23 protein-coding genes are annotated in these 25,094 nt (G+C 69.2%); 14 read left to right on the forward strand and 9 right to left on the reverse strand.

What is annotated here, in order from left to right; translation table 11 throughout:
• Positions 1 to 23: 23 nt before the first annotated feature.
• Both MST3598_RS05015 and MST3598_RS05020 read right to left on the reverse strand, forming a co-directional pair.
• Positions 24 to 296, reverse strand: coding sequence for a GlsB/YeaQ/YmgE family stress response membrane protein (locus tag MST3598_RS05015; RefSeq protein ID WP_021198885.1), 273 nt, complete (start codon positions 294 to 296; stop codon positions 24 to 26).
• A 168-nt stretch (positions 297 to 464) separates the two neighbouring features.
• A complete protein-coding gene (locus MST3598_RS05020) occupies positions 465 to 1,391 on the reverse strand; it encodes a Bax inhibitor-1/YccA family protein (protein ID WP_021198884.1) in 927 nt (308 codons plus the stop codon).
• Positions 1,392 to 1,481: 90 nt separating this feature from the next.
• Between MST3598_RS05020 and MST3598_RS05025 the strand changes: the two genes are divergently transcribed.
• A complete protein-coding gene (locus MST3598_RS05025) occupies positions 1,482 to 2,468 on the forward strand; it encodes a glycerophosphodiester phosphodiesterase family protein (protein ID WP_029258589.1) in 987 nt (328 codons plus the stop codon).
• A 23-nt stretch (positions 2,469 to 2,491) separates the two neighbouring features.
• Here MST3598_RS05025 and MST3598_RS05030 read toward each other — a convergent pair whose 3' ends face one another.
• Positions 2,492 to 2,953, reverse strand: coding sequence for a hemerythrin domain-containing protein (locus MST3598_RS05030; RefSeq protein ID WP_029258588.1), 462 nt, complete (start codon positions 2,951 to 2,953; stop codon positions 2,492 to 2,494).
• Between the two features lie 69 nt (positions 2,954 to 3,022).
• Positions 3,023 to 3,421 carry a YccF domain-containing protein gene (locus tag MST3598_RS05035; RefSeq protein WP_021198881.1) on the reverse strand — a complete coding sequence of 133 codons (399 nt, stop codon included), beginning with the start codon at positions 3,419 to 3,421 and terminating at the stop codon, positions 3,023 to 3,025.
• Positions 3,422 to 3,510: 89 nt separating this feature from the next.
• Between MST3598_RS05035 and MST3598_RS05040 the strand changes: the two genes are divergently transcribed.
• From MST3598_RS05040 to ligD, 7 genes are all read left to right on the forward strand, one after another.
• A complete protein-coding gene (locus tag MST3598_RS05040; RefSeq protein ID WP_021198880.1) occupies positions 3,511 to 4,470 on the forward strand; it encodes an ABC transporter ATP-binding protein in 960 nt (319 codons plus the stop codon).
• Entirely contained in the window at positions 4,467 to 5,486 is a 1,020-nt protein-coding gene (locus MST3598_RS05045) for an ABC transporter permease (RefSeq protein ID WP_021198879.1), read from the forward strand. The genes MST3598_RS05040 and MST3598_RS05045 overlap by 4 nt, the downstream gene beginning before the upstream one ends.
• A gap of 262 nt (positions 5,487 to 5,748) precedes the next feature.
• Positions 5,749 to 8,865 (forward strand): lamin tail domain-containing protein, encoded by a 3,117-nt coding sequence (locus MST3598_RS05050; RefSeq protein ID WP_029258586.1) that lies wholly within the window; start codon positions 5,749 to 5,751, stop codon positions 8,863 to 8,865.
• 164 nt (positions 8,866 to 9,029) lie between these two features.
• Positions 9,030 to 9,641 carry a LysE family translocator gene (locus tag MST3598_RS05055; protein ID WP_029266964.1) on the forward strand — a complete coding sequence of 204 codons (612 nt, stop codon included), beginning with the start codon at positions 9,030 to 9,032 and terminating at the stop codon, positions 9,639 to 9,641.
• An 89-nt stretch (positions 9,642 to 9,730) separates the two neighbouring features.
• Entirely contained in the window at positions 9,731 to 12,205 is a 2,475-nt protein-coding gene (locus tag MST3598_RS05060) for an ATP-dependent helicase (RefSeq protein ID WP_029258584.1), read from the forward strand.
• Between the two features lie 62 nt (positions 12,206 to 12,267).
• On the forward strand, positions 12,268 to 13,473 hold the full coding sequence (locus MST3598_RS05065) for an SseB family protein (RefSeq protein WP_029258583.1): 1,206 nt from the start codon (positions 12,268 to 12,270) through the stop codon (positions 13,471 to 13,473).
• Between the two features lie 88 nt (positions 13,474 to 13,561).
• The gene (gene ligD / locus MST3598_RS05070) at positions 13,562 to 14,635 is read left to right on the forward strand and encodes a non-homologous end-joining DNA ligase (protein WP_021198874.1); all 1,074 of its coding nucleotides are present in this window, start codon (positions 13,562 to 13,564) and stop codon (positions 14,633 to 14,635) included.
• Between the two features lie 10 nt (positions 14,636 to 14,645).
• Here ligD and MST3598_RS05075 read toward each other — a convergent pair whose 3' ends face one another.
• Both MST3598_RS05075 and MST3598_RS05080 read right to left on the reverse strand, forming a co-directional pair.
• Positions 14,646 to 15,689: an ATP-dependent DNA ligase gene (locus MST3598_RS05075; protein ID WP_029258582.1), complete on the reverse strand. Its 1,044-nt coding sequence runs from the start codon at positions 15,687 to 15,689 to the stop codon at positions 14,646 to 14,648.
• A 46-nt stretch (positions 15,690 to 15,735) separates the two neighbouring features.
• Complete coding sequence (locus tag MST3598_RS05080; RefSeq protein WP_036271484.1) at positions 15,736 to 17,187, reverse strand: phytoene desaturase family protein; 1,452 nt, start codon at positions 17,185 to 17,187, stop codon at positions 15,736 to 15,738.
• 72 nt (positions 17,188 to 17,259) lie between these two features.
• Between MST3598_RS05080 and MST3598_RS05085 the strand changes: the two genes are divergently transcribed.
• Both MST3598_RS05085 and MST3598_RS05090 read left to right on the forward strand, forming a co-directional pair.
• Positions 17,260 to 17,748 (forward strand): hypothetical protein, encoded by a 489-nt coding sequence (locus MST3598_RS05085; protein ID WP_136024551.1) that lies wholly within the window; start codon positions 17,260 to 17,262, stop codon positions 17,746 to 17,748.
• Positions 17,749 to 17,750: 2 nt separating this feature from the next.
• Complete coding sequence (locus tag MST3598_RS05090; protein WP_197703115.1) at positions 17,751 to 18,275, forward strand: GNAT family N-acetyltransferase; 525 nt, start codon at positions 17,751 to 17,753, stop codon at positions 18,273 to 18,275.
• Between the two features lie 26 nt (positions 18,276 to 18,301).
• On the opposite strand, the gene MST3598_RS05095 is transcribed toward MST3598_RS05090, so the two are convergent.
• Positions 18,302 to 19,075 (reverse strand): AraC family transcriptional regulator, encoded by a 774-nt coding sequence (locus MST3598_RS05095; protein ID WP_021198869.1) that lies wholly within the window; start codon positions 19,073 to 19,075, stop codon positions 18,302 to 18,304.
• Between the two features lie 81 nt (positions 19,076 to 19,156).
• Between MST3598_RS05095 and MST3598_RS05100 the strand changes: the two genes are divergently transcribed.
• Entirely contained in the window at positions 19,157 to 20,440 is a 1,284-nt protein-coding gene (locus MST3598_RS05100) for a CynX/NimT family MFS transporter (RefSeq protein WP_029258577.1), read from the forward strand.
• Positions 20,441 to 20,461: 21 nt separating this feature from the next.
• On the opposite strand, the gene MST3598_RS05105 is transcribed toward MST3598_RS05100, so the two are convergent.
• Both MST3598_RS05105 and MST3598_RS05110 read right to left on the reverse strand, forming a co-directional pair.
• Positions 20,462 to 21,697, reverse strand: coding sequence for an acyl-CoA dehydrogenase family protein (locus tag MST3598_RS05105; RefSeq protein ID WP_021198867.1), 1,236 nt, complete (start codon positions 21,695 to 21,697; stop codon positions 20,462 to 20,464).
• 69 nt (positions 21,698 to 21,766) lie between these two features.
• A complete protein-coding gene (locus tag MST3598_RS05110; RefSeq protein WP_029258576.1) occupies positions 21,767 to 22,426 on the reverse strand; it encodes a TetR/AcrR family transcriptional regulator in 660 nt (219 codons plus the stop codon).
• Positions 22,427 to 22,486: 60 nt separating this feature from the next.
• Here MST3598_RS05110 and MST3598_RS05115 point away from each other — a divergent pair, with 60 nt between their 5' ends.
• The 3 genes from MST3598_RS05115 (at position 22,487) to sucD (ending at position 25,043) form a co-directional block, all read left to right on the forward strand.
• A complete protein-coding gene (locus MST3598_RS05115) occupies positions 22,487 to 22,840 on the forward strand; it encodes a DUF2510 domain-containing protein (protein ID WP_021198865.1) in 354 nt (117 codons plus the stop codon).
• 115 nt (positions 22,841 to 22,955) lie between these two features.
• Positions 22,956 to 24,122, forward strand: a complete 1,167-nt coding sequence (sucC, locus tag MST3598_RS05120) for an ADP-forming succinate--CoA ligase subunit beta (protein WP_021198864.1) — start codon at positions 22,956 to 22,958, stop codon at positions 24,120 to 24,122.
• Positions 24,123 to 24,140: 18 nt separating this feature from the next.
• Positions 24,141 to 25,043 carry a succinate--CoA ligase subunit alpha gene (gene sucD / locus MST3598_RS05125; protein WP_021198863.1) on the forward strand — a complete coding sequence of 301 codons (903 nt, stop codon included), beginning with the start codon at positions 24,141 to 24,143 and terminating at the stop codon, positions 25,041 to 25,043.
• The last annotated feature ends 51 nt before the right edge of the window (positions 25,044 to 25,094 follow it).

A 25,094-nucleotide genomic window follows, 5' to 3' on the forward strand; every position in this document is an offset into this window, starting at 1 on the left:
CGTGGCGTCGACGGCGGATGCCGTCAGCTGCGCGCCTTCTGGCCGCGACCGGCGATCAGGCCGTAGATCAAGAGCACGATGATGGAACCGGCGATGGCGAGGAGCCAGGTGCCGAGGTCCCAGAACTCGGTGAGCGGACGGTTGAGGATCAGACTGCCGAGCCAGCCGCCGAGCAGCGCGCCCACGACGCCGAGGAGCAGCGTGATGAACCAGCCGCCGCCCTGCTTGCCGGGAAGGATCAGCTTGGCGATGGCTCCGGCGATGAGGCCGAGAAGAAGAAAGCCGAGAAAACTCATGGTCAGCTCCTGTGGATCGGGAGCCCCGGGGTGCCGGGGCTTCTGGTATCCAGAGTGCCGACATCGCTGCTCGCGTGCCAACCCCTTGCGCACACATGCCTGGATGTGCGAAGAGGCCCGCCTCCCCAGGGGAGTCGGGCCTCTCGACGCGGTCGGATCGGTTCGCGGTCAGTTGTTGCCGCGGACGATCGCGATGATGCGCAGGATCTCGACGTAGAGCCAGACGACCGTGACCATGATGCCGAAGGCGCCGAGCCAGCCGTACTTGCGGGGAGCGCCGTTGCGGACGCCCTGCTGGATCTGATCGAAGTCGAGCACGAGCGAGTACGCCGCCATGATGACGACGAGCACGCCGATGATGACACCGAGCGGGATGCCGAAGATGTTGGCGCTCAGCAGGCCGAAGGCCTGGCCCTGGGGCAGCACGCCGGTCCACATGAGGACCAGGTTCAGCAGCGAGAAGACCAGGTAGCCGATCATCGCGATCATGAAGATCTTCGTCGCCTTCTTCGACGCGCGGATCTTGCCGCTCGCGAAAAGAGCCAGGGTCACCCCGACGACCGAGACGGTCGCAAGCGTCGCCTGGAAGACGATGCCGGGGTAGATGACCTCGAAGAACGCCGAGATGCCACCGATGAAGAGGCCCTCGAACGCCGCGTAGGCGAAGATCAGCGCGGGCCGGACCTTCTTGCGCGACGTGAAGGTGATGACCATCGCGAGCACGAAGCCGCCGAGGGCGCCGACGATCCACGGCAGCATGCTGACGGGCGCGGGGTTGTACGGGTCATATCGCGGCACGTCCAGGCCGCCGAGCGTCAGCACCCAGCCGATCGCGGCGGTGACGAGCAGGATGCCGAACAGGCCGGCCGTCTTCCAGACCGTGTCCTCGACCGACATGCGGTCGGTCTCGATCGCTCCGGCCGGCGGGGCGGCGTACATGCCCTCGAGCTGTGCGTTGGCCGCAGCGTCCATCGCTCCGTGCTGGAGCGAGGCGTTCTGCGCGCCCTGGGCAGCCTGAGGTCCGCCCGGGTACGTCGCGACGTTGCGCGGGTCCTGCTGCTGGAAAGCAGGGTTGTTGAAAGCGAAGTTGCTCATTGGTGGGCCTCACTCCAAAGGGGGGTAGTAGGTCTCTTTCCTCCACGATACTCGGGAGGGCGCACCGCCGGGGTGTTCTACGCTGAGAGCGTGCCCAGGAAATCACCCCTCGTCATCGGGCACCGCGGTGCGCCCGGCTATCGCCCGGAGCACAGCCGCTCCTCCTATGAGCTCGCTCTCGCCATGGGGGTGGATGCGGTCGAACCCGACGTCGTGGCGACCAAGGACGGCGTGCTCATCGTGCGGCACGAGAACGAGATCTCGGGCACGACCGACGTGGCGGAACATCCGGAGTTCGCCGACCGCAAGACGACGAAGCGCGTCGACGGGCAGGCGCTGACCGGATGGTTCAGCGAAGACTTCACCTGGGACGAGCTGTCGACCCTGCGCATCCGCGAGCGGCTGCCCGAGGTGCGGGCGTCGAGCGCAAGCTTCGACGGCGCCCAGCAGATCCTGCGCCTGCGCGATGTGCTCGACATCGTGCGCGACGGATCGGCGGAGCATGGACGCGAGGTCGGCGTGGTGCTCGAGGTCAAGCACGCCACGTACTTCGCGAGCATCGGCCTGGACCTGGCCCCCCTCATCGACCGCGAGCTGCGCGACGCCGGATGGGCCGAGGGGGAGCTGCCGCTGGTGATCGAGTGCTTCGAGTCGACCGTGCTCGGGCAGCTGCGGGAACGCGAGATCTCCGCATCGTACATCTACCTGATCGAGGCGTCGGGGCGTCCGTACGACCTCCTGGTGGCCGAGGGCACGCACGCCCGCACGTACAGGGAGACCGTCACCCCGGAGGGGCTCGACGCCCTCGTCGGACAGGTCGACGGCATCAGCGTGAGCAAGAAGATGCTGCTCGACCGGGGCAACACGATCGTCGCGGATGCGCATGCACGAGGTCTGCAGGTCTTCACATGGACGTGCCGGCCGGAGAACGCCTTCCTCGCGGCGGAGTTCCGCGGCCGGGGTGGGCGCGGCGCCTACGGCGACTACGAGGCGGAGTGGGGCGTCATCGCACGTCAGGGCGTGGATGGCGTGTTCGTCGATCATCCGGATCTGGGCGTCGCCTTCTTCCGCAGCTGACGCGGTCGCGCAGGTCCGCGGCGTCAGAGCGGTCCGAGCACGCTCTGCACGTCGCTCTCGAGCATCAGGGCGCGCAGGGGCTCGAGGATCTCGCGTTCCTCGAAACGGAAGTGGGATTCCATGATCGCGGCGATCCCGTCGAGGTGACCGCCGATCGTGATCGCATCGTCGCCGCGCTCGGCTGCACCGCGCAGCGAGGCGAGCAGGTGGGCGAGCATCGAGTGGTCCTGCATCAGCTTGTCGATGATCCCGCCGAGCTCCGGATGCTCCGCGCGCAGAGCAGGGAAGAGCTGCCGATCCTCGGCGCCGTGGTGGCCGTCGAGGGCGGCGCAGAATCCGACGCAGTAGAGCACGAGTTCCGATGTGGCATCGGGGACGTCCGTGCCCTGGTCGAGGGCGTCGCGCGTGGCGGCGAGGGCGGCACGCAGACGGGAGTGCGCCGACCGGAGCTCCTGATCCCAGGCGATCAGACGGGCGGCATCCATCGGCCCAGTGTAGAGGGGCCGGTGTGGATGGGGCCGGTGTGGATGGGGCCGGTGTCGGCGGACTCCCGCTCAGAGGGTGCGGTCGAAGGCACCGCGGCGGGTGGAGACGATCTCCTTGCCCAGCGGCATGAGCGAGATCGGGACCATCTTGAAGTCGGCGATGCCCATCGGGATGCCGATGATCGTGATGCAGAGCAGGATTCCGGACACGATGTGTCCGATCGCGAGCCACCAGCCGGCCAGGATCACCCACAGCACGTTCCCGAGGAACGACCCGACACCCGCGGTGGGCTTGCTGATGACCTCGCGGCCGAATGGCCAGATCGCGTAGGCGGCGATGCGGAACGAGGCGATCGCCCAGGGGATCGTGATGATCGGGATGCACAGCAGGATGCCGGCGAGGACGTACCCGAGGAACAGGGCCCAGCCGGCGAGGATGACCCAGATGATGTTGAGGATCGTGCGCATGAGCTGATTGTGTCACCCCTCTGCGGCCGGGCCTGAACATCCGCCCCGAGGTCCCGGAGGCGACGGACTCCGGATGCCAGACTGACCGCATGACCGGAATCGTGGTGCAAGACGTCAGCAGAGCGTTCGGGACGGTGCAGGCGGTGAGGGGCGCCACTCTCCGGGCCGAGCCCGGCCGGGTCACCGGCCTCGTGGGGCCGAACGGAGCAGGCAAGACCACTCTGCTGCTGATGCTCGCCTCCCTCCTCGCTCCCGACACCGGGACGATCAGCATCGGAGGCGTCGACCCCTCCGTCGATCCGCTGGCCGCACGACGCCTGCTCGGATGGATGCCGGACGCTCTCGGTGCGTGGCCGTCGCTCACCGCACGGGAGACCATCGTCACGACCGCCCGCCTGTACGGCATCGAGAAGCCGCAGGCCGCGGTCCGTGCGGAGCAGCTGCTCGCCCTCGTCGGGCTGACCGAACTCGCCGACTCCCCGGCCAAGGTGCTGTCGCGAGGGCAGAAGCAGAAGCTGGGCCTGGCACGCGCGTTGGTGAACGACCCGCAGGTGCTGCTCCTCGACGAACCGGCTTCCGGTCTCGATCCGGAGGCGCGGGTGCAGCTGCGGGTGCTGCTGCGCCGTTTCGCGGCGGAGGGGCGCACCGTGCTGATCTCGAGCCACATCCTCTCGGAGCTCGAAGAGGTCGTCGACGACGCGGTCTTCCTCGTCGCCGGTGCCGTCGTCGATGCCGCACCGGCGCGGAGCATGCTGCGCGCGTGGCGGGTGCGTCTCGCCGGTGCCACCGAGGATCGGATGAAGGCCGATGCCTGGCAGGTGGCCTCGAATCTCGGTATCGCCCCCGAATCCCTCTCGCAGGATCGTGGAGCGGTGCTCGTCGGATTCGAGGGAGAGGATGCCGCAGCACAGGCCCTTCGACATCTGATCGAGGCGGGGCTCCCGGTCGTGGAGTTCGCTCCGGCGCAGAACCAGCTGGAGCACACGTTCCTGAACCTGCATCATGCGACACCACCCCAGGCATCCACCGGAACGGAGGCGGGCGCATGAGCCTCGCGAACATCGGCATCATCGCCCGACTCGAACTGACCCAGCGCCTGCGCAGCGTGGGCTGGTATGTGCTGCTCGGGGTCTTCGCCCTGGTGCTGCTCGGGGTCACGGGGCTCTCGTTCGCCGTGTACTCCTGGGGCGATGCGGTCGGTGCCGGCGTCTACTCGATCGTCGTCAACATCGTGCTGCTGCTGGTCGTGCTGGTGTCGCCGACGCTCAGCGGCAACGCGATCAACGGGGATCGCGATGCCGCGACGCTCGCGGCCGTGCAGGTGACCGCCGCGTCGACCGGCGACATCATGCTCGGCAAGCTCGTCGCGGCCGTGGCGACCGGCGGCGCCTTCCTGGTGGTCGCGGTGCCGTTCCTGGCCCTGTCGTTGCTGGGCGGGGGAGCGAACCCGGCCGTGCTGCTCATCTCCCTGCTCGTGCTCGCGGCCGAGATCATCATCGTGGCCGCGATCGGAGTGGGGTTGAGCGGACTCATCGCGCGTCCGCTGTTCTCGGTCGCGACGACCTACCTGGTCGTCGCCGCGCTCGTGTTCGGAACGCTCATCGTGTTCGGACTCGGCGGCATGGCGGTGCGCAGCGAAGCGACCGTGTACTCGCGCCCGTACGACGCGAACGGCACGCCGGACTGTGATCGCTGGGAGGTGAACAGCACCCAGGATGTGCCTCGGTTCGATCTGGTGTGGTGGACGCTCGCCGCGAACCCGTTCGTCGTGCTCGCCGACGCGACCCCGACCGAGTACGCGACGGGGGGTTATCCCGTCGACATGTTCGGTCAGATCAAGTACGGATTGCGCAGCGCGCAGCTCTCGCCCTTGGAACAGCGCTGGGACGAGTGCGACCCCGGTGGCGGGTACCGCACACCCCAAGAGGTGATCGACTCGACGGTGCCGAGCTGGTTCGTCGGCCTGGGGGTGCAGATCGTCATCGCGGGTTCGCTGTTCGCGGGGGCATGGGCGCGCACGCGGACGCCGGCTCGCCGGCTGCCCCCGGGCACGCGCATCGCCTGAGGCTCTTCCCCTCGGGCACGTTCCGGTCGCACCACCCGCCGTTCCGGACGCTCTGATGCGGCGGCAAGTGCGACCGGGACGGGAACCGGGAACGGCGAAGACGTGGGCAGCGGATGGCCACCTTCCGTTCATCTGCCGTGCACTCGGCGGATCCTCTGCGGCCACGTGGGGTCGGTGGTCTGGGCGGGTACCCGACTGAGTCCCCCCTCCGGTCCGGCCCTGCACCCTGGGGTCTGCCGGCCCAGCCACCCAGGAGTCCTCCATGCCCCGCCTGCACCGTGCAGCGGCGGTCACGGCGGTGTGCGCCTTGAGCGCCGCCGCCCTGCTCGCCACTCCCATCGCCGCGATCGGCGCCGACCCCGGCATCCGCCCGTCCGTGGCGACGTCGACCGCTCCGAGTCTCGTCCTGAACGAGATCGTCTACGACGACGCGGCGACCGGCCTCGCCGACCAGGTCGAGATCTACAACGCCGGGACCGAGGTGGTCGATCTCGCGGGGTGGAAGATCGCGGACGAGAAGCGCGACACCTTCGGCGCGGCCCCGGATGGCACGTCGCTCGCCCCGGGGGAGTTCCTGGTGCTGGTGAAGGACGTCGACTTCGCGTTCGGGCTCGGCAAGGGCGACGAGGTCGTGCTCTTCGACCCGGACGGCACCGAGGTCGACTCCTATGCCTATGCGAACACCGCGCCGCTGTCGGTGTGGGCGCGCTGCCCTGACGGCACGGGTACCTGGGCGCCGGCGACGCAGGTGACGCCCGGCGCTGCGAACGATTGCGAGGTTGCTCCTGTCGCCGGTTCCATCGTGATCAACGAGGTCGACTCGCAGCCGGCCGACTGGGTGGAGTTCTACAACCCCGGCACCGCTGCGCTCGACATCTCGGGCTACGAGATCCGGGACAACTCGGACGATCACCGCTGGCAGTTCCTCCCGGGAACGCAGATCGGCGCGGGACAGTTCCTCGTGGTCGAAGAGGGTACGGTCGGGGTCTCCGGAGGCGTCGAGGCCGCATTCCGCGAGCCGATCGGCATCGGCAGCGCCGACCGCATCCGCCTCTACGACACCTCGGGCGCGATGATCGACGACACGCTCCCGTGGCAGGGGCACGCGGCGATCGACGGCGACTTCGCCGCGGCCACCCTGGCGCGCTGCCCTGACGGCGTCGGCTCCTTCGTGCTCGCGCACCCGACCCCGGGCGCCACGAACTCGTGCGTCATGCCCGACGTCGTGATCAACGAGATCGAGTCGAACGGCGACACCACAGATTGGGTCGAGGTCGTCAACACCGGCAGCACGGCGGTCGACCTCTCCGGCTGGACCGTGATGGACAGCGACCCCGTCGGCCACGCCGGTGAAACCACTCCGTTGCCCGCAGGCACGATCCTGCAGCCCGGAGGCTACTTCGTCTTCGACCAGCCCACGAACTTCGTCTTCGGTCTCGGCAACGGCGATACCGTGTCGATCCGCGACGCGAACGGCAACACGGTCGATGAGCACGTGTACGCCGCGCATGCCGCAGGGGTCCTCGCGCGTTGCGCTGATGCCACCGGCGACTTCGTCGACATCGCGGTCTCGACCAAGGGGCTGCGCAACGCCTGCGGCAACCCCGTGCGCATCAACGAGGTCGAATCCGACGGCGGCTCGCCCGACGACTGGGTGGAGCTCGTGAACCCGACGAGCACGGCGCTCGATGTGTCGGGCATCGTGGTGAAGGACGACGACGACACCCACGCGTACGCGATCCCGGCCGGTACGTCGATCGGTGCGGGGGAGTACCTCGTGATCGAGCGGGCGCAGCTCGGCTTCGGCCTCGGCGCTGGCGATGCGGTGCGGGTGTTCGACGGCGACCTGCTCGTGGACGAGACCACCTGGGGTGCGGGCCACGCCGCCACCACCTGGGGGCGTTGCCCCGACACGAGCGGCGCGTTCGCCGTCACCGCAGCGCCCACGAAGGGCACCGCGAACGTGTGCACCGGTGAGGTTGCCGTGTCGCCGTGGCCCGGCTCTGCCGAGGTGCGCGTGGTGGACAGCATCCCGACGTTCCTCGAGGACAGCTCGGGGCTCGACGTGCAGGAGACCGCCGACGGCGCGTTCCTCTGGGCGGTCGACAACGGACAAGGCCGTATCTGGAAGCTCGAGGCGCACGCCGACGGCTCGGTCGAGAAGGTCGACGGCTGGGATGCGGGCAAGCGTGTGCGCTTCCAGAAGGACGCCGCGAACCCGGGCGCCGCGGGCCCCGACACCGAAGGCATCACGGTCGACGGAGACGGCTTCGTCTACGTGGCGTCCGAACGCGACAACAGCGCCAAGGGCGTGAACCAGAACGTGGTGCTGAAGGTCGACCCCGAGGCCTCGGACGGCGATCTCGTCGCCCAGCAGGAATGGGATCTGACCGCGTTGCTTCCTGCCGTCGGGGCGAACCTCGGCATGGAGGCCGTGCAGTGGGTGCCGGATGCCGCGCTCGCCGGAAAGCTCTTCGATGACAGGACGGGTGCGGCGTACGACCCGAAGGACTATGCCGGTCACGGTGACGGGCTGTTCTTCGTCGCGGTCGAGGACAACGGTCACGTCTACGCATTCGCCCTCGGGGCCGACGGCTCCGCGACGCTCGTGTCGGAGATCGCTCCCGGTCTCACCGGAGTCATGGCGCTCGACTACGACACCGTGCGCAACACCCTGTGGGCCGTGTGCGACGACGGCTGCCAGGGCCGCTCCGCCGAGATCACGCTGAACGGCACCGGGCAGCCGAGCCTCGTGCACTACGCCCGCCCTGCCGGGATGCCCGACATCAACAACGAGGGCTTCGCGACCGCGCCGGCCTCGCTGTCGGTCGACGGACAGCGCCCGGTGTGGTGGTTCGCCGACGGGTTCGCCTCCGAGGCGCTGCGCACGGGAACGCTGCCGGGAGTCGACGACGGCACCCCCGGCGGCGAGACCCCGCCGCTCCCGGGCACCGGCCTCGTCGACGACAATCGCCACGGTCTGACGGTGGACCCGTCGGTCGCGACCCGCGGGCAGAAGGTCACGATCACGGTCGGGGCCGGCGGCACGGGAACGGACGTGTCGGTGTGGATGTACTCCGACCCGACGCGGATCGCGTCGGGGACGCTCACGGACGCGGGCACCATCTCGGTGACCGTCCCGGCGGACGCTCCGCTCGGCGCGCACAGGATCGCGGTGTTCGACGCGAGCGGCGCGCTCCTCGGTTGGGCGGACCTCCGCGTCGCGGCGGGTAACGGGGCCGGGGCCGGGGGAGAGGCCGGGGCAGGGGTCGGTGGGCTGGCGACGACCGGTGCGGAACTCCCCGTCGCCGCCGTCGCACTGGCGCTGATGCTGCTCACCGCCGGTGCGGTGGCCGTGCGGCGCAAGCGCACGGCATGAGCCATGGGAGGGGGCGCGCGCGTGCGCTCGTGTGCGCCCTCCCATGGCCGGACGGTCACGTGCCCGCCGCTCCGCGTGAATCATCTGCAATGGAGGATGCGCGCGGGCCCCGGCACCGCTAGACATGGGGGAGGCGCGGAAGGACCGCACGCGGAGGGCCGTCGATGAGCATCGCATTCCTGCTGACCACCCTGGTGATCGTCGCGACGCCGGGGACCGGTGCCGTCTACTCGATAGCGGCGGGCATCTCGCGAGGACGCCGAGCGGGCGTCATCGCCGCGTTCGGCTGCACCCTCGGTGTCATCCCGCACATGATCGCCGCGATCACGGGGCTCGCAGCGATCCTGAACGCCTCCGCGGTCGCGTTCGAGACCATCAAGTGGCTCGGCATCGCCTATCTGCTGTTCCTCGCCTGGCAGACCATGAGGGACAAGTCGTTGATCCAGGCCGACGAGAGCGTCGCCCCGCTGTCGTCCTGGCGTGTGATCCGCACCGCTGTCCTCATCAACGTGCTCAATCCCAAGCTCACGATCTTCTTCTTCGCCTTCCTGCCCCAGTTCGTCCCGGCCCAGACGCCGAACGGCACCTGGCAGATGGTCGGGCTCAGCCTGGTGTTCATGGCGCTCACGTTCGTGGTCTTCGCGCTGTACGGCGTCTTCGCGGCCACCATGCGCGCCCAGGTGCTGGGGCGACCGAGGGTCATGACGTGGCTGCGCCGCTCCTTCGCCGCGACGTACGTGCTCCTGGCCGGACGTCTCGCGCTGGAGACCCGGTAGCCTGCTCGGGACGCCGCGTCGTGAGCAGGCCTCCGGACGGCGCGAGGCCGTGCCGCGGTGTCGGTGCCGACGCCTAGACTCATAGGGCCATGACCGAAGCTCCTCTCATCGTCCCCTCCACCGCCGGTCCTCGCTCGTCGGGAGCCCCGGGGCAGGACGATCTCCTCGCCGGCCTCAACCCTCAGCAGCTCGAGGCCGTCACCTACCGCGGCCCGGCGCTGCTCATCGTCGCGGGCGCCGGATCGGGCAAGACGAGCGTGCTCACCCGCCGCATCGCCTCGCTGTTGCGGGCCCGAGAGGCATGGCCGAGCCAGATCCTCGCGATCACCTTCACCAACAAGGCCGCGGGCGAGATGCGCGAGCGTGTCGAAGGGCTGATCGGCGATGCCGCCCGTGGCATGTGGATCTCCACGTTCCACTCCGCGTGCGTGCGCATCCTGCGTCGCGAGGCCGAGCAGTTCGGGTACACGAAGTCGTTCACCATCTACGATTCGGGCGATTCGCGGGCTCTCCTCAAGCGCCTGGTCAAAGAGCACGAGGCCGATGCCTACGGGCTCACACCCGCGTCCGTGCAGTCGCGCATCTCGAAGCTGAAGAACGAGCTGTCCGACGCCGAGTCGTATGCGCGTCAGGCCAACATGAGCGACCCGGCCGAGCGCGTCTTCGTCGAGGTCTTCGCCGACTACCAACGGCAGCTGCAGAAGGCCAACGCCTTCGACTTCGATGACCTCATCGGGCAGACCGTGTATCTGTTCCGAGCGTTCCCGCAGGTCGCCGACACCTACCGTCGTCGTTTCCGTCACATCCTGGTCGACGAGTACCAGGACACGAACCACGCGCAGTACTCGCTGATCCACGAGCTCACGCGCCCCGTGTCCGGTGCTGCCGGTGCCGCGCCGGATCCGTATGCCTCCAACGGCATGATGATCTTCGAGCCCGATCCCGCCCCCACCGCAGACGCCGGCGAACCCGGTGCCTCGCTCACCGTGGTCGGCGACTCCGATCAATCGATCTACGCGTTCCGTGGTGCGGACATCCGCAACATCAGCGAGTTCGAGCGTGACTTCCCCGGCGCCCGCGTCGTGCTGCTCGAGCAGAACTACCGCTCGACGCAGAACATCCTGTCGGCGGCGAACGCGGTGATCGGCAACAACTTCGATCGCAAGGACAAGAAGCTCTGGAGCGACAAGGGCGACGGCGATCCCATCATCGGTTTCACCGGCTACTCGCAGCACGACGAGGCGCAGTTCGTGGCTGACGAGGTCGAGGCCCTGCACCGCGCCGGCATGCCCTACTCCGAGATGGCGGTGTTCTACCGCACCAACTCGCAGTCCCGTGCGCTGGAGGAGATCTTCATCCGCTCGGCGGTGCCGTATAAGATCATGGGCGGCACCAAGTTCTACGATCGCGCCGAGATCAAGGACGCGCTCGCCTACCTCGTCGCCGTCGCGAACCCGGCCGACGAGATGTCGGTGCGCCGCATCCTGAACAAGCCCAGGCGCGGCATCGGCGACGTCACGGAGACGGCCATCGCACGGTTCGCCGAGGAGCACGGGATCAGCTTCCGCGATGCGCTGTCGATGCCGGGTCAGCTCGGGGTCGGGCCGAAGATCCAGGCGGCGATCGGGCAGCTCGACGCGGTGCTCGCTGAAGCCGCCGCCATCCTGACCCCCGCGAGCGGCGAACTGCCTCCCCCCACCGCGGTGGCCGACGGCCTGAGCTTGTTGCTGGGCAAGAGCGGATACCTGGACGCCCTGCGTGCGAGCCGCGACCCTCAGGACGAGGCGCGCGTGGAGAACCTCGACGAATTCGTCGCGGTGGCTCGTGATTTCGCGCGCAACAACCCGGAGGGCACGATCGTCGACTTCCTCACCGAGGTCGCTCTGGTCTCGGATGCCGATGACCTCGACGACGAGTCGGGCTCGGTCTCGCTCATGACCATGCACACGGCGAAGGGCCTGGAGTACGACGCCGTGTTCGTCACGGGCGTCGAGGAAGATCTCATCCCGCACCGCATCTCGGCCGGCGAGCCCGGGGGACCGCAGGAGGAACGCCGTCTCTTCTATGTGGGCATCACGCGTGCGCGCAAGCGTCTGCACCTCTCTCTCGCGATGACGAGGGCGCAGTTCGGCGAGGTCACGGTGGCGATGCCCAGCCGCTTCCTGCAGGAGATCCCGGCGGGCCTGATCGACTGGCGACAGTCTCCGGGCGACGTGAACTCGCGCGGGGGGATGCAGTCGCGCGCACTGAACGCGCGTCGCCAGGGCGGCTTCGGCGGCTCGGGCTCGGGCGATCGTTTCGCGGTGAAGTCGCTGCCGGGTCGAGACTCCCTGAAGCCGCTGTCGACGGCGATGGACAAGTTCCCCAACCGGGTCACGGCCAAGATGCGCGACAACGGTGATCTCGAGCTCGCCGCCGGCGACCGCATCCGTCACGTCGACTTCGGCGAAGGGCGGGTGGATGCGGTGACGGGCGAGGGGGCCAAGCGCATCGCTCACGTGCGATTCGACTCGGCGGGGCAGAAGAAGCTCCTCATCAAGGTCGCGCCGATCGAGAAGATCTAGCCCACCGCAGGTGTTTCCGCCTCGGCGAAACACCGAGCGGATTGCCGGTTAGGCTGGCTCATATGGCCCTCTTCTCCCGCCGCAAGAAGTCCGGTGACGATGTCGTCGCCCCCACCGCCGAGGCTGTCGCGAGCGATAGCGCGCCGAACGACACCACACCGAACGACACCACGCCGAACGGTGCGGGCGCGGTCGCCGGAGAGCACACGACGTCAGAGAGCCCGACCGCCGAGCAGCCCGTCGAAGCGCCCTCGATCGGGATCTCGGTGCAGGCGTTCCGGGGCGTCGGTGCTGAGGCCGGCCCCGAGGTCTCCCTTCCGACGTCCGACGGCACTTCGAACTCCGACGCCCCGTCCGTCTCTGCGGCGCCCGCCGCGCCGCAGGCTTCTCCCTCTCCGCCCGTTCAGCCCGAGACGCCCCAGGAGCGGCGCCTGCCTCTGGCCTCCGTGCTGCCGCCGGAGCAGACCGAGACCGTCGCCGGCATGAAGGACAATGTCCTCCTGCGTGAGGCCCTCAGCGAGATCGAGGCGGGCGCGACCAACGACCAGCTCCTCGGCGTCATGCGTCAGGCTCTTCAGGGACACCTCTACATCCGCGTGAACGGCGATGCGCGTGCCCAGATCAGCGAAGGGAAGGCGCTCTCCGTCGCCGTCGTCCGCGACAGTGAAGACAACCAGTACATGCTGGCGTTCAGCTCGGCCGGCGCGGTACGTGATTCCGTGCAGCTCGAAGCGGACCCGTCGTCGACCTCGGCGGTGGCCCAGCCCGTCACCTCGGTCCTGCAGCAGGTCGTGTCCGGAGATTTCGCCGGCCTCATCGTCGACAACGCGTCGGCCCCGCATCGGGTGGTGTTCCCGACGGAGCTGCTGCAGAAGACGCTCGAGCAGGCCGATGTCGACATGACGGTGAAGAGCATCCTCGCCGCTCCCCGGGAACAGGATTCCGTCGTCAAGGTCGGCGAAGCCCTTGCGACCACGCGGATGTGGGTCGCGGTCAACGACGGCTCCGGCGGTGGCCCCGTCGGCATCGCCGAAGCGCAGACGACCGACGGACGTCGGTTCCTGCAGCTGTTCTCGCACCCGCTCGAGGTCATCGCGCTCGGACGCGGTGACCGTCCGCTCCCGTTCGCGCCGGAGCAGCTGGCGAAGGTCCTCACGAGCCACGCCGACATCGCCGGAGTGATCGTGGACTCGGCCGGTCCGTCGATCGTCGTCGAGCGGGCTGCGCTCACGCCGGTCCTCGTGCTCGCGGTCGACCTCGGCGACTGAACCGACCCGGACACGGACGATCCGGACTCCGCGCACTGTCCGCGTCGGCGGGGTTCCGTCTGTCCGGGCGGCGCTCTAGGGTCGGAGCATGGCCTCAGAACGCGTGACCCTGACCGTCGCCGACTCCGATGGAGAACGCGAGGTCGCGCTGTCCAGCCCGAACCGCGTGGTCTGGCCCGACCTCGGCATCACCAAGGCGGAGCTGGCCGAGTATGTGCAGCTCGTCGCGGTGCCGTTCCTGGCGGCGAACGGCAACCGCCCGGTCTCGCTCGAGCGGTTCCGTGACGGCATCGGACCCGCAGGCGGGGCGCGGGCCGAGGGCTTCTTCTCGAAGAACCCGCCCAAAGGTACCCCGGACTTCGTCGACGCGGTGACGGTGACATACAACAGCGGGCGCCAGCATCCGCAGATCGTGTTGAACCGTGCGAGCGCGATCGTGTGGGCCGTGCAGATGAACACGATCGTCTTCCACCCCTGGGCGTCGCTCGCCACTGACGCGGACAACCCCGTCGAGCTGCGCATCGACCTCGATCCGCAGCCCGGTACCGACTTCGCAGATGCGGTCACGGCCGCGCACACCCTGCGCGAGGTGCTGCGCGAGGCGGGTCTGGAGGCGTTCGCCAAGACCAGCGGCAACAGAGGATTGCACGTGTTCGCGCCGATCGAGCCGACCCACGAGTTCCTGGAGGTGCGGCACGCCGTGATCGCCGCCGGGCGCGAGCTGGAGCGACGGATGCCGGAGCAGGTCACGACGAACTGGTGGAAGGAGGAGCGGGGCGCGCGCATCTTCGTCGACTTCAATCAGGCCAACCGCGACCGCACGATGGCCGGTGCCTACAGTCCTCGCGCGCTTCCCGGAGCGACCGTGTCGACGCCGGTGGCCTGGGACGAGCTCGACGGTCTCGATCCGAAGGTGTTCACGGTGCGCAGCATCCCGAAGCGTCTGGGCGAGGTCGGCGACCCGTGGGCGTCGATGCCGCACAACCCTGGCCGCATCGACACGCTGCTGGAGTGGTGGGAGCGTGACACGCAGAACGGTCTCGGCGAACTGCCTTTCCCTCCGGAGTTCCCGAAGATGCCGGGTGAGCCGCCGCGCGTGCAGCCGAGCAAGAAGGTCGCAGCGAATTGGGACGAGGACGGCACCCCGGCCGAGAAGGAGTGAGGGCTCCCGCTCAGCTCAGGACATCGGCGAGGTCGTAGCCTGCGACCGTGTCCAACTGCTCGTAGGTGCAGGAGCGGGCGTCGCGATCGGGGCGCCAGCGCTCGAACTGCACGGTGTGGCGGAAGCGGGATCCTTCGAGCTGGTCGTAACGCACCTCGAGCACCCGTTCGGGGCGCAGCCGTACGAACGACACATCCTTCGATCCGCTGAATCGCGACCGCTCGCCCTCGGCGGTCACGGCGTCGCCCGACTCGTCGCGCTCGACCAGCGGGGAGAGCTCTTCGACGAGCTCCTGCCGACGGGCATCGCTCCACGCGGCCACGCCGCCGACCTGGTGGAGCTCTCCGTCGTCGCCGTACAGCCCGACCAGCAGGGAACCCACTCCCGATCCGGACTTGTGGATGCGATAGCCGAGCGCGACGACGTCGGCGGTGCGGGCGTGCTTGATCTTGAACAGAGCGCGCTTTCCCGGCGCGTAAGGCTGGTCGAGCGGCTTCGCGACGACACCGTCGAGCCCTGCCCCTTCGAACTCGGCGAGCCAGCGCACAGCGGCCTCGCGCTCGCGGGTCGTGCGGGTGATGTGCAGCGGATGTCCGACGCCCTCCATGAGGGTCTCGAGGCGTGCGCGCCTCGTCTCGAACGACTGTCCGAGCAGGTCCTCGATTCCGACGGCGAGCAGATCGAACGCGATGAACATGGCTGGGGTCTCGACGGCGAGCTTCGCGACGCGTGAGGCGGCGGGGTGGATGCGCTGGCTGAGGGCCTCCCAGTCCAGGCGCTGCGAGCCGTCCGGTCCGGTGGCGACGACGATCTCGCCGTCGAGCAGGCACGGTTCCGGAAGCAGCTGGGGGATCACGTCGACCAGTTCGGGGAAGTAGCGGGTCAGGGGCTTGGCGCCTCGTGACCCGATCTCCACCGTCTCCCCGTCCCAGGCGATGAGTCCACGGAAGCCGTCCCACTTCGGCTCGTACAGCAGTCCGCCCGGCGTCTTCGCGGGGTCGGGGACGGCCGGCGCCGCCTTGGCGAGCATCGGCGCGGGGATGTCGTAGCGCATGCTCCCATCCTGGCCGCCGATGATCCGCGGCGGAAGGGGAGGACGATCAGCCGAAGAGGTCGGTCACGGTGGCGGGTTCTCCGGCATCCCGCAGCGCCGTGCGGGCGGCATGCCAACCGGCCATCCCGTTCACGGAGGGGCCGGGGGGTGTCGAGGCGGACGCCAGGTACACGCCACGCATCGGCGTGCGCCACGGGGAGGGGGAGGGAACCGGGCGCCGGAGCGCCTGGCGCATGTCGAAGACGCCACCGGAGATGTCGCCACCGATCTCCGTGGGGTTGATCGCCTCGCGCGACGACGCCGGGACGGCGTGGTGCGCGAGGACGAGGTCGCGGAAGCCCGGAGCGAAGCGCTCGACCTGGGCGGTGATCAGCTCGGTCGGGTCGAGGTCCGAGCCCGGGGGCACGTGGATGTACGCCCAGAGCACGGCCTTCCCCGCGGGGGCGCGTGAGTCGTCCAGTACCGATGGCTGCACGGCGAGCACGTACGGGCGCTCATCCACGCGTCCGGCGGCGACGGCGTTCTCACTCGCCCACACCTCGGCACGGGTGCCGCCCAGATGCACGGTCGGGGCCGCTGCCACGTCGGCGTTCGTCCACGGGATCGGGCCGTCGAGGGCGAAGTCGACCTTCGCGGCTCCGGGCCCGTACCGGTACGAGCGGAGGGCCCGTGCGTAGCCTGCGGGCACGTCGGGATGCGTGAGGGCGAGTCGCGGCGAGGTGTTGAGCAGCAGCAGGTCGCCCTGCTGCGGGTCGCCCCAGTCCAGGGCACCGAGATCGGAGACGGGGGTGCCCGCCTCGATCGTTCCGCCGTGCTGCTCGATGTCGGCGACCATCGCGTCGGCGATGCGCTGCGCACCTCCGCGCGGGTACGGCCAGCCGCCTGCGTGTCCGAGCGCGGCCAGCAGCAGCCCGGCCGCCGCGCCCGCGAGGGAGGGCTGCGGCGAGTTGGCGTGCGCGACCACCCCGGAGATGAGCGCCGCCGCCTCCTCCGTGCGGAAGGCGCGAGCTGCCAGGGGAGTGCCCTGGTCCAGCATCCGGATCGCGAAACGCGCGGCGGTCACCGGGTCGTGGGGGATGCGGAGCAGCTGGTTGCCGGTGAAGTCGACGACCCCGTCGATGTGGCTGCTGAGTGGACGCAGGCGAGAGATCCAGGCGGATCCGTCTACTCCGAGATCCGCCGCCGTGCGCCCGATGTCGCGCCAGGCGATCGCTGCGCGCCCGTCGTCGAGCGGATGCGCGTACGAGGCGTCGGGACGGATCCACTCGATCCGCCGGTCGAGGCCGAACGCCTGGAAGAACGGGGAGGAGAGGGCGGCCGGATGCACGGCGGAGCAGAGGTCGTGCCGGAACCCCGGAAGCGTGGATTCGCGTGTGCGCACCCCGCCGCCGATGGTGTCGGCGCCCTCCAGAACTCGCACCCGATAGCCGGCGCGCGCGAGCGTCACTGCGGCAGCGAGCCCGTTCGGGCCGGAGCCGATGATCGTCGCCTGGGCCATGACGTCAGTTTGGCACGTATACAAGCGGAAAACGGTCGGCTGTACCCCTCTGGGCGTGCGATCCTGGAACTGATGAAAGAAGTACAGGGGCCGACCCCCGCAGGCACCTCCCGTCCATACCGTTCGCTCCCGGAGGCGTTGCGCGCGCACCGCATCGATCCGGCCAACCACGCGTTCATCACCGCCATCGTCGAAGAGATCGGGATCAGCTCGTTCATCGACCGCGGTCGCTACATCGAAGCGATCCGTCGAGGTGAGGGCGCCCCTCTGCACATCGGGCGCACCTACACGAACGGCTTCACCGAGGACGAGCGCCTCGTCGTCGGTTCCGCTCCGCTGCGTCTGCAGCCGAGCGAAGGCCGGGCGCCGTACTTCTACGTGAGCCACCCCAGCGAGTTCATCCCGCTCACCCCGCCGCGCGCGGCCAAGCGCACGACGACTCCTCGCGTCTCCGCCCCGCGGGCCGAGAAAGCTCCGAAGCCGGTCGAGGATCGCGACTACGGCGTGTGCGACGTGTGCTTCATGGTGAAGACGCCGTCCGGCGGCTGCGGCTGCGACTGACCGTGAGCGCCGAGGCGGGATCCGGGCTCGACCGACCGTCGATCCGGCTCGCCGACCTGACCGGACCCGACGCACTCGAGGTCGGTGCGGCTGTGCGTGCGTATCTGCTGCAGACCGAGCGGGAGAAGAGTCTGCAGGAACACGGATCCGAGCGCGATCCCGCCGTGCCGCTGCTCGACCGCTATCTCCGCGAGGTCGATGACCCGGCCGAGGCGTACGCCGCGCATCGAGTGCGGGTCGCGCAGTTCGACGAACGCATCGTCGGGGTCGTGGTGCTGTCCGTGCACGACGGTGTGGCGGAGATCAAGCGATTGTGGGCGCAGCCTGACGTGCGCGGCCGCGGGGTGGGTTCGGCGCTGTTGGACGCGGCGGTGGCCGATGCGGTCGATCTCGGTGCGTCGCAGGTGCGGCTGTCGGTGTGGGAATGGCGGGACGGCCCCGTGCGTCTCTACGAATCGCGAGGCTTCGAGCGGGTGCCCTCGTGGGACGATCGCGAACGCCTCGTGTGCATGGCGCGCGTGGTCTGAGCCGACCGCAGTCGTGGTCCTTTCCCTCACGCGGTCGGTTGCGACAGCCGGTATCGGCCGGGGGTCATCCCGACGAGCGGTGTGAACTGCTCGATGAACTGACTGGTCGTGGCCCACCCGCATGCGGAGGCCGTGTCGGTCACCGTGGCGCCGTCGGCGAGCAGGACAAGTGCCCGATGCACGCGCAGTTGCAGGCGCCACTGCCGGTACCCCATGCCGGTCTCCTGCTGGAACAGGCGGCTCAGCGTCCGCTCGGCGGTGCCGGTGCGTGCGCCGAGTTCTCCGAGCGGCACGGGCAGGGCGAGGTCATCCTCGACGATGCGTGCGGCACGGCGCAGGCGCGGATCGTGGGGCTCCGGGAGATGGAGCGGCTGCTCGGGCGCGGTCACGACTTCGTCGACGATCACGCGACGCAGGTGGTCCAGGGCTTCGTCGCTGCGAGTGCGGTCGGACGTCATCGACAGCACGGCTTCGCGCGCGAGTGGCGTCGCGACGAGCACCGCAGGGGAGGCCGGGAGCAATGCGGCGAGCTCGTCGGTCAGATGGACGATGCGCATGTCCGTGCGCCCGTGCGCGCGATGACGATGCTCGGCGCCGGCGGGCACCCAGGCCATGCGGGTCGACGGCGCGATCCAGGCACCCTCGTCGGTGAGCAGCGACAGCACTCCGGAAGCGGCATGCACCAGGTGTCCGAGCGGGTGGGCGTGGCGGGGGGAGGTCTCGGCGTGCGCGAACCGGTAGGCGCCCTCCATGGGCAGGGCCGCCAGGGAATCGAAGTCGACCAGATTCAGGTCGACCATTCGCGAGGATTGGCGGGTATTCGACATCAAAATGCAGCGTACGTGTTTCCTGACATACCGGGTGAATGCTGGACTCGATGCATGACCACGATGCAGGAACCGTTCGACACCGCGCCGACCCCGTTGACCAGGCCGTCCACCCGGCGCGGCGGCATCCTCACCGGGATCTACGTGGGCACCGGCCTGCTGCTGATCGCGCTGAACCTGCGCATGGGCGTCGCTTCTGTCGGACCCGTCCTCCCCGCGATCGAGCAGGACCTGGGGATCCCAGCAGCCGCGGCAGGGCTCCTGACGACGATCCCCGTGTTCGCCTTCGGCGCCTTCGCGTTCTTGACGCCCGCGCTGACACGCTGGATCGGACTGCATCGGCTGCTCGCGCTGACGATGGTCGTGGTGGCACTCGGCATCGGCATCCGCCTGCTTCCCTCACCCGTGGCTCTCTTCGGCGGCACGGTGTTGGTGGGGGCGGGCATCGCGGTCGCGAACGTCTGCATGCCCGCCGTGATCAAGCAGGACTTCGCGCACCGTCTCGGTCTGATGATGGGGCTGTACTCCACATCGCTGTTCCTGGGTGCCGCCGCGGCGGCCGCATTCACGGTGCCGTTCATGATCGCCCTGGACGGGTCGTGGCGTGGCGCGCTGGGGGTCTGGGCGATTCCCGCCGCACTCGCCCTGGTGGTCTGGCTGCCCCGGGCGATGCGTCGGGTCGTCACCTCCCCGGCGGTGGCGGGCGTTCCCGTCGATGCGATCACGGAACCCATCGACGAGCCGCGGATGTCGGCGCTGTTGCGGGACCCGGTCGCGTGGGCGGTCACCGCGTTCATGGGGTTGCAGAGCCTGAGCTACTACGCGGCCCTGACCTGGATTCCCACGATGCTGCAGGACGGCGGGGTCTCGGTGTCGGATGCCGGGGTGCTGCTGTCGTACTCCAGTTTTCCCGGGATCGCGGCGGCGCTCCTCGTGCCGACGGTGATGCGCCGCATGCGGCCGACGTGGCTCCCCGTCGTGCTCTCCGCGCTGCTCTGCGCGGCGGGGCTGATCGGCCTCCTCGTCGCGCCCGGTGGAGCCGCGCCCTGGCTCTGGATGACGCTGCTCGGTCTCGGGCAGGGGGCCGCCATCTCGCTGTCGCTGACGTACATCGTGCTCCGCGCGCCGGATGCGAGGCACACGGCGCACCTGTCGACGATGGCGCAGGGAGTCGGCTACCTGCTGGCCGGCTTCGGTCCGCTCGGCCTCGGCATCCTGCACGCCGCGGTCGGTGGGTGGGTCGTCCCGGTCCTGGCGCTCGTGCTGCTCCTCGCGGTGCAGGCGGTCGCGGGGTCGGCGGCGAGTCGAGAGCGCCACGTGAGCGCCCGACGCCAGTGAGTCGACTCCGGGGATCCGACCTCAGGCGAACGCGCTCATCCCGGTGATGTCGCGCCCGAGGAGCAGGGCCTGAACGCTCTCGGTGCCCTCGTAGGTGTGGATGGCCTCGATGTCGGCCATGTGCTGCATCACGCCGTTCTCGAGCAGGATGCCGTTGCCGCCGAGCAGATCGCGGGCGGTCGAGGCGATGCGCCGCGCGGCACGCGTGTTGTGGAACTTCGCCAGCGAGGCCTGGGTCGGGCGCAGTTCACCGGCGGTCTCGAGGTCTGCCATCCGCCGGCAGTACAGCTGCATGGCGGTGAGGTCTTCGAGCATGTGGGTCAGACGCTCCTGGACCATCTGGAATCTGGCGAGGGGCTTTCCGAACTGCACCCGCTGGGTGGCGTAGGCGAGGGCGGCCTCGTAGCAGGCGGTCGCGTGTCCGAGCGCCGACCAGGCGACACCGGAACGGGTCGCGTACAGCACGATCGAGGCGTCCTTGAAGCTCTTGGTCCCCGGCAGCACCGCATCGAGGGGCACCCGTACGTCGTCCAGCACGATGTGTGCCTGGTGGATCGCGCGCAGCGAGGCCTTTCCGCGGATGACGCTGCCTGTGTAGCCCGGGGTCTCCTGCTCCACGAGGAAGCAGCGCACGGCGCCATGCTCTTCGGCGCCCTCGTCGTCGATGCGCGCCCAGACGAAGGTGATGCCGCCGGAGGCGCCGTTGCCGATCCACTTCTTCGTTCCGCGGAGGCTCCAGCCGTCGCCGTCGCGGCGGGCCACGGTCTCCAGCGAGACGGAGTCGGAACCGTGATCGGGCTCGGTCAGGGCGAACGATCCCAGCACCGAGCCGTCGGCGAGGCCCGTCAGCCACTTCTCCTGCTGCGCGGGGGAGCCGAACAGGGCCAGGGTGCGCAGTGCGAGTCCGCCCTGCACCGCGAGGATCGTGCCCAGGGAGCCGTCGCCGCGGGAGATCTCCATGTTCACCAGTCCTGCGGCCAGTGGCGACAGGCTCGTGAGCGACGGGTGCTGCACCCCGTCGACGACGAGGTCCATCTCGCCCATCCGACGCGCGGCATCGAGCGGATACTCCGCGCGGTCCCAGGCGTCGGCCATCTGCGGGGCGACCTCGTCGACGTAGGCCTTCGCGCGGTCCCACGCCTCCCGATCGGCGGCGGGGATGTCGGTGAAGACGGCGTAGTAGTCGCTGTCCTGACGTCCGGTGATGTCGTATGACGAGACGCGCTCGCCGGGGAAGGGGGAGGCTGCAGTGCTCATGGGACTCCTTCGTGGCACCAAGTATCGTACTCCTCGATACTCGGTTCCACGACCCGACGGCACGTCGAGCTAGTCGAGCTGTGACTGCAGCCTGCGGCTGACCTCGGCGATCGGCATGGAGCGGGGGAACACCGCGACCACCATGTCATCCGGGGCGGTGGCCGCCTCGCCCGCGACCCCGTAGCGACGGCGGACGTCGGCCAGCGCCGTCTGCAGTGTCGCCAGCGGCACCTTCTTGCGGCCACGCAGCAGCTGGCGCAGCACATGGTTGTGCACGGCCGTCACCAAGGCGGCGAAGCCGACCGCGTCCAGGGGATCCACGCCGGGGAGCGCCCCGCGCAGGTAGTCGTCGAACAGTCGCTCGTAGCGGAAGACCGTGATGATCTCGCGCTCGCGCAGCACAGGGACCTGTCGCACGATCTGATAGCGGCGCCTGGCGAGTTCCGGGTCGTGCGCGAAGTGGGCGAAGACCGACTCCGAAGCCGCGCACACCGCGCCCCACGGGTCATCGTGCCCCTCGTCGAGGAACTCCCTGAGCTGTTCCAGAAGCACCTCGTGATCCGCGAAGACCACGTCCTCCTTGCCGCCGAACTGGCGGAAGAAGGTCGAGCGGGAGACGCCGGCGGCCTTGGCGATCTGCTCCACCGACGTCTGGTCGAACCCCTGGGCGCTGAAGAGTTCGAGCGCTGCGGCGACGACGCCGGTGCGCAGTTCTGCGGATTCGTGCATGGCGAAAGCCTAGACCTCGCCGGGCGGAGACGCCGAGGCGTCGCCGTCATACTGAGGAGCGTGAGAGATGACGGGATTCCGGCCGGCTGGTTCGACACGCGGCGGCGCGGGACGCGGCGCTGGTGGGACGGCACGCGATGGACCTCGCACATCTCGGTGCGCGGGCGCGAGACGACCATGGCCGAGGACAGCGCATCGGTGCGCCGCCAGCTCCTCGTGTGCGAACTTGTGCTCGGTGCCGTCATGATCGGCGCGATCCTCATCGCCCTGTGGGGCTCGTTGCCGGTGGTCGTGGTGCGCCCCGTGATCGTCGCCACGGGCACGGCCCTGGTGGTCATGCCGTTCCTGATCACCCGACAGCTTCGACGGGTCGCCCTCCCCGCGCGTGGAGCCGGAGTGCCGACTCGACGCTGAGCGGTCGAGGCGCCGGGGCCGCAGGAGCGCTCAGTTCGGGGTAGTAGGCTGGGGGACTGGTCGATGTCTCGACATCGAGAGAATTACCAGACAGCAGCCCAGTGAAGGAACCACAGTGGATCTGTACGAGTACCAGGCACGAGACGTTTTCGAAAAGTACGGAGTGCCGGTCCTCGCCGGCATCGTCGCGGACACCCCTGAAGAGGTGAGGGCGGCTGCCGAGAAGATCGGCGGAGTGGTCGTCGTCAAGGCTCAGGTGAAGACCGGCGGCCGTGGAAAGGCGGGCGGCGTCAAGGTCGCCAAGACGCCCGACGAGGCGTACGAAGCAGCGAAGGCCATCCTCGGCCTCGACATCAAGGGCCACATCGTCAAGCGCGTCATGGTCGCGCAGGGTGCGCGCATCGCCGAGGAGTTCTACTTCTCCGTGCTGCTCGACCGCGCCAACCGCTCCTACCTGAGCCTCTGCTCGGTCGAGGGCGGCATGGAGATCGAAGAGCTCGCCGTCGAACGCCCCGAGGCGCTCGCACGCGTCGAGGTCAACCCGCTCACGGGCATCGACAAGGAGAAGGCCGTCGAGATCGCTCGCGCGGCGAACTTCCCCGAAGACCTCATCGAGAAGGTCTCCGATGTCTTCGTGAAGCTCTACGACGTGTACAAGGGCGAGGACGCGACGCTGGTCGAGGTCAACCCGCTGGTGCGCACCGAAGAGGGCGACATCATCGCGCTCGACGGCAAGGTCACGCTCGACGACAACGCCTCCGAGATCCGTCACCCCGAGCACGAAGCGCTCGAGGACAAGGACGCAGCCGACCCGCTCGAGGCCAAGGCCAAGGAGTCGGGCCTCAACTACGTGAAGCTCGACGGCGAGGTCGGGATCATCGGCAACGGCGCGGGTCTGGTCATGTCGACGCTCGACGTGGTCGCCTACGCGGGCGAGAACCACAACGGCGTGAAGCCTGCCAACTTCCTCGACATCGGCGGCGGCGCCTCGGCCGAGGTCATGGCCGCCGGCCTCGACGTCATCCTCGGCGACCCGCAGGTCAAGAGCGTGTTCGTCAACGTCTTCGGCGGCATCACGGCGTGTGACGCCGTCGCCAACGGCATCAAGGGCGCCCTCGAGACACTGGGCGCCACGGCCTCCAAGCCGCTCGTCGTGCGCCTGGACGGCAACCGCGTCGACGAGGGTCGCGCGATCCTCGCCGAGTACGCACACCCGCTTGTGACCCTGGCCGCCACCATGGACGAGGGCGCCGACAAGGCCGCCGAGCTCGCCAACGCCTGAGACTGAAGGACGAGAAGAATGTCGATCTACCTCAACAAGGACTCCAAGGTCATCGTCCAGGGCATCACCGGCGGTGAGGGCACCAAGCACACCGCACTGATGCTCAAGGCCGGCACCCAGGTCGTCGGTGGCGTCAACGCCCGCAAGGCCGGTACCACGGTCTCGCACACCGACAAGGACGGCAACGCCGTCGAGCTGCCCGTCTTCGCCTCGGTCGCCGAGGCCATGAAGGAGACCGGCGCCGACGTGTCGATCGCTTTCGTGCCCGGTGCGTTCACCAAGGACGCGATGATCGAGGCCATCGACGCCGAGATCCCCCTGCTCGTGGTCATCACCGAGGGCGTGCCCGTCGGCGACTCGGCCGAGGCCTGGGCCTACGCGCAGAGCAAGGGCAACAAGACCCGCATCATCGGCCCGAACTGCCCCGGCATCATCACGCCGGGCGAGGCGCTCGTGGGCATCACGCCCGCGAACATCACGGGCAAGGGACCGATCGGCCTCGTGTCGAAGTCGGGCACCCTGACCTACCAGATGATGTTCGAGCTGCGCGACCTGGGCTTCTCCACCGCCATCGGCATCGGCGGCGACCCGGTCATCGGCACCACGCACATCGACGCGCTCGCGGCGTTCGAGGCCGACCCCGAGACCAAGGCGATCGTGATGATCGGTGAGATCGGTGGCGACGCCGAGGAGCGTGCCGCCGACTACATCAAGGCGAACGTCACGAAGCCGGTCGTCGGCTACGTCGCGGGTTTCACGGCTCCCGAGGGCAAGACCATGGGTCACGCCGGTGCGATCGTCTCCGGTTCGGCCGGCACCGCTCAGGCGAAGAAGGAGGCACTCGAGGCCGCCGGCGTCAAGGTCGGCAAGACGCCGTCCGAGACGGCAGACCTGATGCGCGCGATCATCGAAGCGCTCTGATCTGAGCTACGCTTGATCTGAAGGCCCCGGACTCCACTCCGGGGCCTTCTT

It is taken from the genome of Microbacterium sp. TPU 3598 (assembly GCF_002356155.1).
Classification (GTDB): domain Bacteria; phylum Actinomycetota; class Actinomycetes; order Actinomycetales; family Microbacteriaceae; genus Microbacterium; species Microbacterium maritypicum_A.